Annotated in this window: 1 protein-coding gene; it reads right to left on the bottom strand. The window is 74.6% G+C overall.

Features of this window, described 5'->3' with window-relative positions; translation table 11 throughout:
* Positions 1–4: 4 nt before the first annotated feature.
* Positions 5–15,178, bottom strand: coding sequence for a type I polyketide synthase (locus tag AB0M80_RS14340; RefSeq protein WP_364563795.1), 15,174 nt, complete (start codon positions 15,176–15,178; stop codon positions 5–7).
* Positions 15,179–15,217: the final 39 nt, after the last annotated feature.

The raw sequence follows: 15,217 nt of genomic DNA, 5'->3' as shown, positions 1-15,217 counted from the left end.
CGGATCAGGAGATGCCGAACTCTTTGCCGAGGAGGTCGAACATCTCCTCGTCGCTGGCGGTTTCGAGGCTCGGGGCGGCCGGTTCGCCCGCCCAGCCCGCGGTGAGCAGCCGCAGCTGTTCGGCGACGCGGGCCCGGTCGGCCTCGCCGAGGGTGGCCCCGACCCGGCCGAGCTCGTCGAGCAGTCCGTCGACGCCCCGCGGCGCCGGGGTGTCTTCCCGCAGTTCCGCGGTCAGGTGCCGGGCCAGCGCGGAGGGCGACGGGTGGTCGAAGATGAGCGTCGCGGGCAGGTTCAGCCCGGTGACGCGGTCCAGGCGGTTGCGGAGCTCGACCGCGGTCAGCGACGTGAAGCCGGTTTCGCTGAACGCCCGGTCCGGCGCCACGTCGGCCGCCCGGCCGTGGCCGAGCACCGCCGCGACGTGCTCGCGGACGACGTCGAGGACGAGTTCGCCCGCGTCGGCCGCGGACAGCCCGGCCAGGCGGTCGCCCAGCCCGGCGGGCGCCTCGGCGACGGGAGCCGCCGGGGCCAGTTCGGCATACAGCGGGCGCACCTGGCCCGGGAGGTAGGTGTCCCAGTCGATGTCGGCGACGACCTGCGACCGCGTGATCCGGCCGAGTACGGCCGCGGCCTCTGCCGCGGGCAGCGGGGTGACACCCGCACGCCGCATCCGGTCCGCGTTCCCGGCGGCCATGCCGTCGCCCGCCCAGGGACCCCAGGCGATCGAGACGGCCGGGCGGCCCATCGCCCGGCGGCGCTGGGCGAGCGCGTCCAGTTCGGCGTTGGCGGCCGCGTAGTTCGCCTGGCCCGCGGCGCCGACCGCGCCGGCGAGGGAGGAGAACAGCACGAAGGCGTCGAGGTCGCCGGTCAGCTCGTCGAGGACCCGGGCCCCGGTCACCTTGGCGTGCAGGACTTCGGCGAACCGGTCGCCGGTCAGGGTGTCGACGACGCCGTCGTCGAGGACGCCGGCCGCGTGCACCACCGCGGACACGGGGTGCTCGGCCAGCAGGGCCGCGACCGCGTCCCGGTCGGCGACGTCGCAGGCGACGACCGTCATCCGCGCCCCCGGTGCCTCGCCACCGCGGCGACCGGCCAGGACGACGTGCTCGGCGCCGTGGCCGAGCAGCCAGCGGGCGACGTGCCCGCCGAGCGCCCCCGTGCCGCCGGTGACGAGGACGGTTCCCGAGGGCGTCCACTGTGGACCCGTGCCGGTGTCGCGGACGAGGCGGCGGGCGAAGACCCCGGCGGACCGCACGGCGAGTTCTTCCTCGCCACCGGTGGCGAGGACCGCGCACAGCCGCTCACCGTCCTCGGCGCCGAGGGTGTCCGGCAGGTCGACCAGGCCGCCCCAGCGGTGGGGGTGCTCCATCGCGACCGTCCGGCCGAAGCCCCAGAACTGGGCCTGGGCCGGGTCGGCGACCGGCTCGCTGTCCGCCGTCGCGACCGCGCCGCGGGTGGCGCACCACAGCGGCGCGGTGACGCCGGCGTCACCCAGACCTTGGACCAGCGCGAGGGTCTGCGGGAGCCCGGCGGCCACCGCCGACGCCGGGGCGCCGGTCGCGAAAGCGAGCAGCGACAGCGCGCCCACCGGCGTGGAGCCTTCTTCCGCCAGCTTGGCTTCGACGAGCTTCGCGACCGTGCTGCGATCGGCGTCCTCGGGCACCCGGACGACCAGGGGCCGCGCCCCCGACGTCGCGAAGGCGCCCGCCACCGCGGCCACGGCGCCGGGGTCGTCGAGGGTCTCCGGCAGGACGAACAGCCAGTCGCCGGACACCGCGGCGCCGGTTTCGCGCAGCTTGCGCCAGACGACCCGGTAGCGCCAGGAATCGGCCGGGGAGTCCGCCCGGCTTTCCCGCCGCCAGCCGGACAGCGCGGGCAGGGCGGTGCCGATGGCGGCGAGCTGGTCGCTGTCGAGGTCGAGCAGCGAGCCGAGCGAGTCCAGGTCCTCGCCCTCGACCGCGCGCCAGAACTCGGCGTCCACTGCGGACACCGGAGCTTGGGGAGCCGGTTCGGGCCAGAAGCGCTGCCGCTGGAAGGGGTAGGTGGGCAGCTCCACCGGGCGCGCGGGCGGGTAGAACGCGGCCCAGTCGATCGGCACCCCGGCCGTGTGGAGGGTGGCCAGCGCGGTCAGGATCGCGCGCTCCTCGCCCCGGTCGCGGCGCAGCGCCGGGACGACCGTGCCTTCCGTGACCATCGGGGTCAGGACGGCGTCCGGGCCCAGCTCGAGGAACGTCGTCGCGCCCGCGTCGACCAGAGCTCGGACGCCATCGGCGAACCGGACGGCTTCGCGGACGTGACGGACCCAGTAGCCGGCGGTGAACGGCTCGGCGAGAGCACCGCTCACATTCGAGATCACCGGGATCTCGGCCGGGTGGTACGTCAAGCCTTCCGCGACGACCTGGAAGTCTTCCAGCATCGGGTCCATCAGCGGCGAGTGGAACGCGTGGCTCACGGTGAGCCGCTTGGTCTTCACCCCGCGCGCGGCGAACTCCGCGGCGATTTCCAGCACCGCGGCCTCTTCGCCGGAGATCACGACCGATTCGGCGCCGTTCACCGCCGCGATCGAGACCCGCTCGTCGACGGGGATGTCGGCCTCCGGCGCGGCGATGGACACCATCGCCCCTTCGGCAGGCAGGGCCTGCATGAGGGCGGCACGGGCCGCGACCAGCGCGCAGGCGTCCGGCAGCGTCAGCACCCCGGCGACGTGGGCCGCGACGAGCTCGCCGATCGAGTGCCCGGCGACGAAGTCCGGGCGCACGCCCCACGCCGTCACGAGCCGGTACAGCGCGACCTCGACGGCGAACAGCGCGGGCTGGGTGTACCCCGTCCGGTCGAGCCGGTCGCCGCCGTCGAAGACGATCTCGCGCAACGACGCGTCGAGCAGGCCGTCGAACTCCGCGCACACGGCGTCGAAGGCGTCGGCGAACACGGGGAACCGGTCGTACAGTTCGCGGCCCATCCCGGTGCGCTGGGCGCCCTGGCCGGTGAACAGCACGGCCAGGCGGCCACCGGGGGCCGCGGTGCCGAGCACCGCGTCGGCCAGGTCCGCCAGTCCGGAAAGGAGTTCGGCCGGGCCGTCGCCGACCACCACGGCCCGGTGTTCGAGGGCCGCGCGGCCGGTCGCCAGGGTGCGGCCGACGCCGGCTACCGGAGCGTCCTCGCCGAGGGCCGTGCGAAGGCGGCGGGCCTGGTCGCGCAGGGCCTGCTCGTCCTTCGCGGACAACGGCCAGAGGGTCAGTCCCCCTTGCGCCGGGGACGGCGGCTCGGGTTCCCCGGCTTCGAGGACCAGGTGCGCGTTGGTGCCGCTGACGCCGAACGCCGACACCCCGGCGCGGCGGGCGCGCCCGGTCTCCGGCCAAGGCGTCGCTTCGGTGAGCAGCTCGACGGCTCCCGCCGACCAGTCCACATGGGACGACGGCGCGTCCACGTGCAGCGTCCGCGGGAGGACGCCGTGGCGCATCGCCAGCACCATCTTGATGACCCCGGCGATGCCCGCGGCGGCCTGGGTGTGGCCGATGTTCGACTTCACCGAGCCCAGCCACAACGGCGTCTCGCGGTCCTGGCCATAGGTGGCCAGCAGGGCTTGGGCCTCGATCGGGTCGCCGAGGGTCGTGCCGGTGCCGTGGGCTTCCACCGCGTCGACGTCCGAAGTGGACAGACCGGCGTCGGCCAGCGCCGCCCGGATCACCCGCTGCTGCGAAGGACCGTTCGGCGCGGTCAAGCCGTTGGACGCGCCGTCGGAGTTCACCGCCGAACCCCGCACGACGGCGAGGACCTGGTGACCGTGGCGGCGGGCGTCGGACAGCCGTTCCAGGAGCACGAGCCCGGCGCCTTCGCCCCAGCCCGTGCCGTCCGCCGCCTCCGCGAACGCCTTGCACCGGCCGTCGGAGGCCAGCCCGCGCTGGCGGCTGAACTCGACAAAGGTGGCCGGGGTCGACATCACGGTCGCGCCGCCCGCCAGCGCCAGGTCGCACTCGCCCCGGCGCAGCGCCTGGGCGGCGAGGTGGATGGCGACCAGCGACGACGAGCACGCGGTGTCGATGGTGAGCGCGGGACCTTCGAGCCCGAACGCGTAGGCCAGCCGCCCGGACACGACGGCGGCGGCGTTGCCGGTGCCGATGAAGCCGCCGACCTCCTCACCCGCCGCGCCGAGCAGGCCCGCGTAGTCCTGGCCGTTGGTCCCGGCGAACACGCCGGTGCGGCTGCCGCGCAGCGCGTGCGGGTCGATCCCCGCCCGCTCGAAGACCTCCCAGGTGATCTCCAGCAGCAGGCGCTGCTGCGGGTCCATGGCGAGCGCTTCCCGCGGCGAGATCCCGAAGAAGGCGGCGTCGAACTCGGCCGCGGCGTCGAGGAAACCGCCGTCGCGGACGTAGCTGTGGCCGCTCTTGCCCGGGTCCGGGTCGTAGAGCGCGCCGAGGTCCCAGCCGCGGTCCTCGGGCAGGCCGGTCATCGCATCGACGCCGTCGGCGACGAGCCGCCAGAGGTCCTCCGGCGTGGCGACCGAGCCGGGGAACCGGCAGCCCATCGCGACGAGCGCGATCGGCTCCTCGGTGGGGGTCACGGGCCCGGTTCCGACCGGTTCCGGCAGGCGGCCGAGCAGCTCGCGGTGCAGGTGGCGGGCCAGCGCGGCCGGGGTCGGGTGGTCGAACACCAGCGTCGCGGGCAGGCTCAGCCCGGTCGCCGCGTCGAGGCGGTTGCGCAGTTCGACGGCGGTCAGCGAGGTGAACCCGCTGTCGGAGAACGCGCGCCCGGCGTCGACCGCGGCCGCGTCGGGGTAGCCGAGCACCGCCGCGACGTGGGTGCGGGTCAGGTCGAGGACCGTGCGGGCCGCGTCCTCTTCGGACAGTCCGGCGAGCAGCCCCGCCGGTTCCGCGGCGACCGGTTCCGGGCTCGCGGACGGCTCGGCGAACCCGGCGAACAGCGGCCGGGGCCGGACGGCCCGCAGCGCGGGGAGGTAGACGTCCCAGTCGAGGTCGGCCACCACGGCCACCGGCGCGTCCCCGGTGGCTTCGAGTGCGAGGGCGTCGAGGGCGAGGCCGGGTTCCAGGGCGCCGACGCCCGCGGCACGCAGACGCCGGCGCGTCTCGGCGTCACCCGCGGCCATCCCGTCACCCGCCCACGGGCCCCACGCGATCGAGACGGCGGGCAGCCCGGCGGCGCGCCGCTGCTGGGCGAGCGCGTCGAGGTGGGCGTTGGCGGCGGCGTAGCTGCCCTGGCCCGCCGCACCGAACGCGCCGGCCATCGACGAGAACAGCACGAACGCGTCGAGGTCGCCGGTGAGCGCGGACAGGTTCTCGGCCGCGGTCGCCTTCGCGCGCAGCACGGCGTCGAAGCGCTCCGGGGTGAGCGACTCGATGACGCCGTCGTCCAGGACGCCCGCCGCGTGCACCACGGCACGCAGGCGGTCGGGGAGCACCGCGGCCAGTGCGTCGCGGTCGGCGGCGTCGCAGGCCACGATCGAGACCGCGCAGCCGAGGGCGGTCAGCTCGCGTTCGAGTTCGGCCGCCCCCGGCGCGGCCGGTCCGCGGCGGCTGAGCAGCACCAGCCGCTCGGCACCGCCGGTGGCCAGCCGCCGGGCGACCTGGGCGCCGAGCGCGCCCGTGCCGCCGGTGACCAGCACGGTTCCCCGCGGCTGCCAGGCCTCATCCGGCGTCGCGGAGCGGCGTTCCAGCCGCCGCGCGAAGACCCCGGACGGGCGCAGCGCGACCTCGTCCTCGGTGCCGGCCAGCACGGACGCCAGCCGTTCGCGGCCGCGGTCGTCCAGCTCGGCAGGCAGGTCGACCAGGCCACCCCAGCGCTGCGGGTACTCCATCGCCGCCGTCCGGCCGAGGCCCCAGACCTGGGCCTGGGCCGGCGCTTCGACGCGGTCGGCGCGCACGGCCGCGACCGCGCCCCGGGTGAGGCACCACAGGCGCCCGCCGAGGTCGCCGATGGCCTGCAGCAAGGTGGCTGTGCCCGCCGCGATCCCACGTCCGCCGTCGGCCAGGGCCAGCAGCGAAAGCACACCGTCCACATCGGATCCGTCGAGGGCTTCGCGTACCCGCACGGCGAACTCCGCACGCGGCAGCAGCGGGTCGATGCGCACCGGGGTGATGCGGCCGCCGCGTTCGATGATCGTCTGCGCGACCCCGGCCACGACGCCGGTCTCGCCCGCCTCGGGCACGACCAGCAGCCAGTGACCCGGGGTCGCGGTCGCGCTCGGCGGCACCGGGCGCCAGGCGACGCCGTACCGCCACGAATCCACAGTGGACTCCTGGCGGCGCCGCCGGTACCAGGCCGACAGGGCCGGGGTCACCGCCGCGGCGACGTCGTCGTCCAGCATCAGTTCGGTGGCGAGCCGGCCGCTTGCGACGACGTTCCAGAAGCCGGAGTCGCCCCCGGGCGCTGCGCCGGGCTCACCAGCGAGCCAGTAGCGCTGGTGCCGGAAGGCGTAGGTGGGCAGATCGACCCGGCGGCCACCGGGCAACAACGACGTCCAGTCGACGTGCACGCCGTGGACGTGAACGGTGCTCAGCGCCGTGAGCAGTGCTCTCTCTTCGGAGCGGTCACGCCGCAACGCCGGGACCGCGGTACCGCCGACCATCGCACTGAGCACGCCGTCCGGGCCCAGTTCCAGGAACACGTCGGCCCCGGCGGCTTGCAGCGTGGAGATGCCGTCGGCGAAGCGAACCGTCTCCCGCACGTGCCGCACCCAATACTCCGCGGTGAACGGCTCCGCGAGAGCACCGCTCACATTCGAGATCACCGGAATCCGCGCCGGGTGGTACGTCAGGGTCTCCGCCACCGCACGGAACTCGTCCAGCATCGGGTCCATCAGCGGCGAGTGGAACGCGTGGCTCACCTTCAGCCGCTTGGTCTTGGAGAACTTCGCCGCGATCTCCAGCACCGCGGCCTCGTCCCCGGAAATCACCACCGACTCCGGACCGTTCACGGCCGCGATCGAGACGCCCTCGGTGAGCACGATGGCCGACTCCGGGGCCGCGATCGACACCATCGCCCCGCCGGCCGGCAAGGCCTGCATCAGGGACGCCCGCGCCGACACGAGGCGGCATGCGTCTTCGAGGGACAGCACCCCGGCCACGTGGGCGGCCGAGATCTCGCCGATCGAATGCCCCGCCACGAATTCCGGGCGCACCCCGAAGGATTCCACCAAGCGGAACAACGCCACCTCGACCGCGAACAACGCCGGCTGGGTGAACTCGGTCCGGTCCAGCTGCCCGGCGTCGTCGAACGCCGAGCGCAGGTCCGGGCCGAAGTGCGCGAGCACGGAGTCGAAAGCTTCGGCGTAGACCGGGAACCGCTCGTACAGCTCGCGGCCCATCCCCGGCCGCTGGGCGCCCTGGCCGGTGAACAGCACCGCCGGCCGCCGGTCCGGGCGCGCGATGCCGGTCACCGCCGGGTTGTCCAGCGCGGCGAGGAGCTCCTCGCGGTCACGGCCGAACACGACCATCCGGTGTTCGAGGGCGGCGCGGGAGGTCAGCAGCGAGAAGCCGACGTCGACCGGGGAAAGCTCCGGCCGGGCTTCGACGTGCGTGCGGAGGCGCTCGGCCTGGGCAGCGAGCGCGTCGGCGTCGCGGGCGGACAGCAGCCAGGGGACCGGGCCGGAAGGCGCCGGGGGCTCGGGCTCGGCCCCCACCGCCGGGGCCTGCTCGATGATCGTGTGGGCGTTGGTGCCGGAGATGCCGAACGACGAGATCCCGGCGCGGCGCGGCCGTCCGGTCTCGGGCCAGCGCCGGGCGTCGGTGAGCAGCTCGATCGCGCCGGACTCCCAGTCGACGCGCGACGACGGCGCGTCCACGTGCAGGGTCTTCGGGAGAACGCCGTGCCGCAGCGCCATGACGACCTTGATCACGCCCGCGACCCCGGCCGCCGCCTGCGTGTGCCCGATGTTCGACTTGAGCGAGCCCAGCCACAGCGGTTCGTCGCGGTCCTGTCCGTAGGTGTCCAGGAGCGCCTGGGCCTCGATCGGGTCGCCGAGGGTGGTGCCGGTACCGTGCGCCTCGACGGCGTCCACTTCCGACGGACCAAGGCCCGCGCCGGCGAGCGCGGCCCGGATGACCCGTTGCTGTGACGGGCCGTTCGGTGCGGTCAGGCCGTTGGACGCGCCGTCGGAGTTCACCGCGGAACCTCGCACCACGGCGAGGACTTCGTGGCCGTGGCGGCGGGCGTCGGACAGGCGTTCCAGCAGCACCAGGCCGGCGCCTTCACCCCAGCCGGTGCCGTCCGCGGCCTCTGCGAACGCCTTGCAGCGGCCGTCGGAGGCGAGCCCGCCCTGCCGGTCGAACTCCACGAACATGCCGGGCTGCGCCATCACCGCGACACCACCCGCCAGCGCGAGGTCGCATTCGCCACGGCGCAGGGCCTGCACCGCCCAGTGCAGGGCGACCAGCGACGACGAGCAGGCGGTGTCGATCGACACGGCGGGACCTTCGAAGCCGAAGGTGTAGGCCACGCGGCCGGAGACGACGCTGGTCGCGTTGCCGGTCAGCAGGTGGCCTTCGACCCCGGCGGCCACCTCGGCCACGCCGCTGCCGTAAGCCTGGTGCGCGGCGCCGACGAAGACGCCCGTGCTGCTGCCCCGCAGCGAGCGCGGGTCGATCCCGGCGCGTTCCAGCGCTTCCCAGGAGATCTCCAGCAGCAGCCGCTGCTGCGGGTCCATGGCCAGGGCTTCGTGCGGCGAGATGCCGAAGAACTCGGCGTCGAAGCCGCCGGCGTCGTGCACGAACCCGCCCTCGGCGGCGCCCAGGGCCGCGAGGTCCCAGCCGCGGTCGGCGGGCAGCGCCGTGAGCGCGTCGCGCCCGGTCGCGACCAGGCGCCACAGGTCTTCCGGCGACGTCACGTCGCCCGGGTAGCGGCAGCTCATCGCGACGATGGCGATCGGGTCGTCGTCGGCGACGGTGGTGATCGCCGCCGTCGTGGCGGGCCCGGTGTCGCCGCCCAGCTCGGCCTGCAGCAGTGCGGCGAGCGCCTGGGGGTTGGGGTGGTCGAAGATGACCGTCGCCGGCAGCCGCAGGCCGGTCACCGCGGTGAGCCGGTTGCGCAGTTCGACGGCGGTCAGGGAGTCGAAGCCCAGGTCCTTGAAGGCTTTGGCCGGTTCGACGGCGTCCGCGCCGTCGTGGCCGAGGACCGCCGCGACGTGCGAGCGGACGAGGTCGAGCAGGAACCGGCGGACGTCGTCGCCGCCGAGCCCGGCCAGCTCGGCGGCGAGCCCGCCGGTGCCGGACGGCAGGCCGGCCGCGCGGCGGGTGCGCACGCGGACCAGGCCGTGCCACAGCGCGGGCAGGTGCTCGGCCTGGGCGCGCAGCGCGGCGAGGTCGACGCGGACCGGGACGACGCACCCGGCGCCGGCGACCTGGGCGGCGTCGAACAGCGCCAAGGCTTCCGCGGTGCCCAGTGCGCCGATGCCGGACCGCGCGATCCGCGAAAGGTCCTCTTCGTCGAGGGTGGCGGTCATGCCGCTCGCTTCGGCCCACTGGCCCCAGGCGAGGGAGACGCCGGGCAGGCCCTCGGCGCGACGGCGGGCGGCGAGCGCGTCGAGGGCGGCGTTGGCGGCCGCGTAGTTGGCCTGGCCCGCGGCACCGGCCACCCCGGCGAGCGAGGAGTACAGGGCGAACCACGCGAGGTCGCGGTCCCGGGTGAGCTCGTGCAGGTTCAGCGCGGCATCGACCTTCGGGCCGACGACCGCGTCGATCCGGCCGGGGGTGAGCGATTCGACGACGCCGTCGTCGAGCACGCCCGCGGTGTGGACGACACCGGTCAGGTTCACCGGCTCGAGCAGCGCGGCGAGGGCAGTGCGGTCGGTGACGTCGCAGCTTTCGACGCGCACGTTCGCGCCGAGGTCCGTCAGCTCGGCGACGAGCTCGGCCGCACTCGGGGCGTCGGCGCCACGGCGGCTGGTCAGCAGTAGGTTCCGGACGCCGTGCGCGGTCACCAGGTGGCGCGCCAGGAGCCCGCCGAGGGTGCCGGTGCCGCCGGTGACGAGCACGGTGCCTTCGGGGTCCGGCTTTGCCGGGACGGTCAGGACGTTCTTGCCGATGTGCTTGGCCTGGCTGATGAACCGGAACGCGTCGGGCGCGCGGACGACGTCCCAGGCGCGGATCGGCAGCGGGGTCAGTTCCCGGTTTTCGAACAGCGTCAGCAGGGTCCGGAGGATTTCCCGGATGCGGTCCGGCCCGGGGTCGCCGAGGTCGAAGGGGCGGTAGGTGACGCCGTCGCGGACGGCCGGGTCGCGCAGGTCGGTCTTGCCCATTTCGAGGAACCGGCCGCCGGGGGGCAGCAGGTCGAGCGAGGCGTCCACAAAGGACCCGGTGAGCGAGTTGAGCACGACGTGGACGCCGCGGCCGTGCGTGGCGGCCCGGAACTGCCCGGCGAACCCGAGGTCGCGCGAAGACGCGATGTGGGTGACGCCGAGGGCGCGGACGGCGTCCTGCTTCGCCGGGCTCGCCGTGGCGAACACCTCGGCGCCCTTCCAGCGGGCGAGCTGAACGGCGGCCATCCCGACGCCGCCGGCGGCCGCGTGGACGAGCACGGACTGGCCGGCGGCGAGCCCACCGAGGTCGAACAGGGCGTAGTAGGCGGTGACGAAAGCGACCGGCACGGACGCGGCCTCGGCGAAGGTCCACCCGGCCGGCACCGGGACGAGCAGCCGGGCATCGGTCACCGCGGACGGCCCGAACGCGCCGGTGAACAGGCCGAACACGCGGTCGCCGACCGCGAGCCCGGCGACGTCCGGCGCGACTTCGGTGACGACCCCGGCGGCCTCGGACCCGAGGACGGCGGCCGGGTCGGGGTACATGCCGAGAGCGATCAGGACGTCGCGGAAGTTGACCCCGGCCGCGCGCACGGCGACCCGGACCTCACCGCAGGCGAGTTGCTTCGGGGGTTCCGGCTGGAGGGAGAGGCCGTCGAGGGTGCCGCCGGTGGTGGTCAGCCGCCACGGCTCGCCCGGGATGGTCAGGGCGCCGCTCTGGGCACGGGCCAGGCGCGGGGCGGTGAAGGTGCCTTCGCGGACGGCGACCTGGGGTTCCGCGGCGGGCAGCGTGGTGAGGTCGGGCCACGGTGTGCCGTCGAGGTCGAGGAGCTGGAACCGGCCGGGGTGCTCGGACTGGGCGGAGCGCACCAGGCCCTGGACGGCGGCCGCGGCGGGATCGGTGTCGCCGCCGCGGGTGACCACGACCAGCCGGCCGGGCCGATCGGCGGCGAGCCAGGACTGCACGAGGGCGAGGGCGCGGTGGGTGGCGTCCCGGACCGAGGTCGCGGTGGCCGCTGTGTCTGCTGTGGCTGCTGTGGCTGCTGTGGCGAAGACGATGGGGGCGTCGGTGTCCACATCGGACACGAGGGGAAGGGGGAGGCCGAGGGGGTCGGGGCCGAGGACGACCGCGCCGGCCGGCGATCCGGCCGCGACCGGCGTCCAGTCGAGGCGGAAGAGGGAGCCGTTCTGCACGGGGGCGGCCGCGGCGGCGGCGGAGATCGGGCGCAGGACGAGGGAGCCGACCGAGGCGACGGGGCCGCCGGCCTGGTCGCAGACGGTCACGGCGACCGCGTTGTCTCCGGCCGGGGACAGCCGGACGCGCAAGGCTGTGGCGCCGGAGGCGTGCAGGGCTACGCCGCTCCAGGAGAACGGCATGCCGCCGGCCGCGGGGCCGGTGGCGGTGGCGGCGGCCGAAGCGGCACCGGCATCGGCGGTGTCGGCCGAACCAGCGGAGCCGGGACCGTTGGCATTGAGGGTGGCGGTGGCCGAAGCGGCGCCCGCGCCAGCAGTGTCCGCCGAACCAGCGGAGCCGGGACCGTTGGCATTGAGGGTGGCGGTGGCGGTGGCCGAAGCGGCGCCCGCGCCAGCAGTGTCGGCCGAACCAGCGGAGCCGGTGCCGGCCGGACCGGCTGCGTTGCCGGTGCCCGGGGCCGCGAGGCCCAGCGGGTGCAAGGCCGCGTCCAGGAGGGCCGGGTGCAGGCCGAAGGCCGCCGCGTCCGTGCGGAACTCCTCCGGCAGTGCCACTTCGGCGAATGTGTCGGCCCCTCGGCGCCACACCGTGCCCAGGCCGTGGAAGGCCTCGCCGTAGGTGAAGCCGAGGGCGGCCAGCTGGTCGTAGAGGCCGTCGGTCGGGATGCGGTCGGCGCCCGGCGGTGGCCATTCGGTCAGCTCCTCGGCCTGCGGTGCGCCCGTCGCGAGGAGACCGCTCGCGTGGCGGGTCCACGTGTCCGCGTCCTGGCCGGGCGTGGCGCCGTCGTCCGGGCGGGAGTAGAGCGTCAGCTCGCGGCGGCCCGCGCCGTCTGCCGGACCGACGAACACCTGGACCGCGACGCCCCCACGGCCGGGCAGGACGAGCGGGGCTTCGAGGGTCAGCTCGTCGACGAGGTCACAGCCGACCTGGTCGCCGGCGCGGATGGCCAGTTCCAGCAGCGCCGTGCCCGGGACGAGGACCGCGCCGCCCAGTGCGTGGCCGGCCAGCCACGGCTGGGTCTCCAGGGACAGCCGCCCGGTGAACACCACGCCGTCGTGGCCGGCCAAGCTGACCGCGGCGCCGAGCAGCGGGTGGTCGAGCGCACCCAGGCCGAGCGACCCGGCGTCCCCGTGCGCGACGCCGCCGCGCGGCCAGAAACGCTGGCGTTGGAAGGCGTAGGCGGGCAGGTCGATGCGGCGGCCGCCGGGGAAGAACGGGGTCCAGTCGACGTCGACGCCGTGGACGTGAACGGTGCTCAACGCCGTGAGCAGTGTTCTCTCTTCGGAGCGGTCACGCCGCAACGCCGGGACCGCGACGCCGCCGACCATCGCACTGAGCACGCCGTCCGGGCCCAGCTCCAGGAACACCCGCACACCCGCGGCCTCCAGCGTCGAAACGCCGTCGGCGAACCGGACCGCCTCCCGCACGTGCCGCACCCAATACTCCGCCGTGAACGGCTCCGCGAGAGCACCGCTCACATTCGAGATCACCGGAATCCGCGCCGAGTGGTACGTCAAAGTCTCCGCGACCGCACGGAACTCGTCCAGCATCGGGTCCATCAACGGCGAATGGAACGCGTGACTCACCTTCAGCCGCTTGGTCTTCGCGAACTTCGCCGCGATCTCCAGCACCGCAGCCTCGTCACCCGAAATCACCACCGACTCCGGACCATTCACCGCCGCAATCGAGACACCCTCAGTCAGCACGATGTCAGCCTCGGGAGCGGCGATCGACACCATCGCCCCACCCGGCGGCAACGCCTGCATCAACGACGCCCGAGCCGACACCAGACGGCACGCGTCCACAAGAGACAACACCCCGGCCACATGCGCCGCCGAAATCTCCCCGATCGAATGCCCCGCCACAAAATCCGGCCGCACACCGAAAGACTCCACCAGCCGGAACAACGCCACCTCGACCGCGAACAACGCCGGCTGGGTGAACTCCGTCCGGTCCAGACGCACCGCGTCGTCGAAGGCCTCGCGCAACTCCGGACCGAACTGCGCACACACCTCGTCGAAAGCCGAGGCATACACCGGAAACCGCTCGTACAACGAACGACCCATCCCGGCCCGCTGCGCACCCTGACCGGTGAACAACACCGCCAGCAACGCATCCGGATCGGCGGTGCCGGTGACGGCGTCCTCGATGCGCTCCAGACCGGCCCGCAACTCATCTCGATCAAAACCGAGCACCACCGCGCGGTGGGCCAGCCCGGCTCGGGTGACGGCCAGGGAATAGCCGCCGTCGACCGGGTCCGGGTCGGCGGCCAGCAACCGCCGGGCCTGCTCCCGCAACGCCGCGTCGCTCGCGCCGGACACCACCCAGGGCAGCAGCCCGGCCGAGCGGGGGCCCGGTTCGAGCGCCTCGACCGGCGGTGCCTCCTCGACGATGACGTGCACGTTCGTGCCGCTCACGCCGAACGCCGACACCCCGGCGCGGCGCGGCGTCTCCCCGGCGAGCCACGGCCGCGGCGAAGTCAGCAGTTCCACCGCACCCGCCGACCAGTCCACTTCGGACGACGGAGCGTCGACGTGCAGGGTCCGCGGCAGCACCTCGTGCCGCAGGGCCATGACCATCTTGATGACGCCCGCGATGCCGGACGCCGACTGCGTGTGCCCGATGTTCGACTTCAGCGCGCCCAGCCACAGCGGCCGGTCCGCGGGCCGGTCCTGGCCGTAGGTCGCCAGCAGCGCCTGGGCCTCGATCGGGTCGCCGAGCGCGGTTCCGGTGCCGTGCGCCTCGACCGCGTCGACGTCCGAAGTGGACAGACCGGCGTTGGCGAGGGCCTGGCGGATGACGCGCTGCTGCGACGGGCCGTTCGGTGCGGTCAGGCCGTTCGACGCGCCGTCGGAGTTGACCGCGGAGCCGCGGATCACGCCGAGGATCCGGTGCCCGTTGCGCTGGGCGTCGGCCAGCTTTTCCAGCAGCACCATGCCGACGCCCTCGCCCCAGCCGGTGCCGTCGGCGGCGTCGGCGAAGGACTTGCACCGGCCGTCCGAAGCCAGTCCGCGCTGGCGGCTGAACTCGGCGAAGGCCAGCGGGCTGACCATCACGGTGACGCCGCCGGCCAGCGCGAGGCCGCATTCGTCCTGCCGCAGCGCCTGGCACGCCCAGTGCAGGGCGACCAACGACGACGAACAAGCGGTGTCCACGGTGACCGACGGACCTTCCAGCCCGAAGGTGTAGGACAGCCGCCCGGACATGACACTGGGCGCTTCACCGGTGAGCAGGTAGCCCTCGGAGCCCGCGGCCGCCTGCAGCGTGCTGCTGTAGCCGGACGCGTTGGCGCCGATGAACACGCCGGTCCGGCTGCCGCGCAAGGAGAACGGGTCGAGCCTGCCGCGCTCCAGGAGTTCCCAGGACGTCTCCAGCAGCAGGCGCTGCTGCGGGTCCATGGCCAGTGCCTCGCGCGGCGAGATGCCGAACAGCCCGGGGTCGAAGCAGGCCGCGTCCCGGACGAACCCGCCCTCGACCGCGCGGGCGCCTTCCGCGCCGTACATGCGCTCGACGTCCCAGCCGCGGTCCTCCGGGAAGCCCGCCATCGCGTCGGTGCCGCCCGCGACCAGGTCCCACAGGTCCTCGGGCGAGGTGACGCCGCCCGGGTACCGGCAGGCGAGGGAGATGATGGCGATCGGCTCCTGCTCCGCCGCCTCGGCCGCCTGCAGCCGCTGCCTGGTCTGGTGCAGGTCGGCGGTCACGCGCTTGAGGTACTCGAGGAGCTTGTCCTGCTCTGCCATCGCCAACCTCATCCGTTCGTCCAGTCAGGGCGTCGCTCA

The sequence above is a fragment of the Amycolatopsis sp. NPDC051045 genome (assembly GCF_040682955.1).
Taxonomy (GTDB): Bacteria; Actinomycetota; Actinomycetes; order Mycobacteriales; family Pseudonocardiaceae; genus Amycolatopsis.
Note: the sequence above shows the minus strand (reverse complement) of the source record. Positions and strands in the feature narration are given on the sequence as shown.

Excerpts from the sequence above, each read along its gene's own strand:
- AB0M80_RS14340 (WP_364563795.1), bottom strand. The coding sequence starts at position 15,178 with ATGGCAGAGCAGGACAAGCTCCTCGAGTACCTCAAGCGCGTGACCGCC.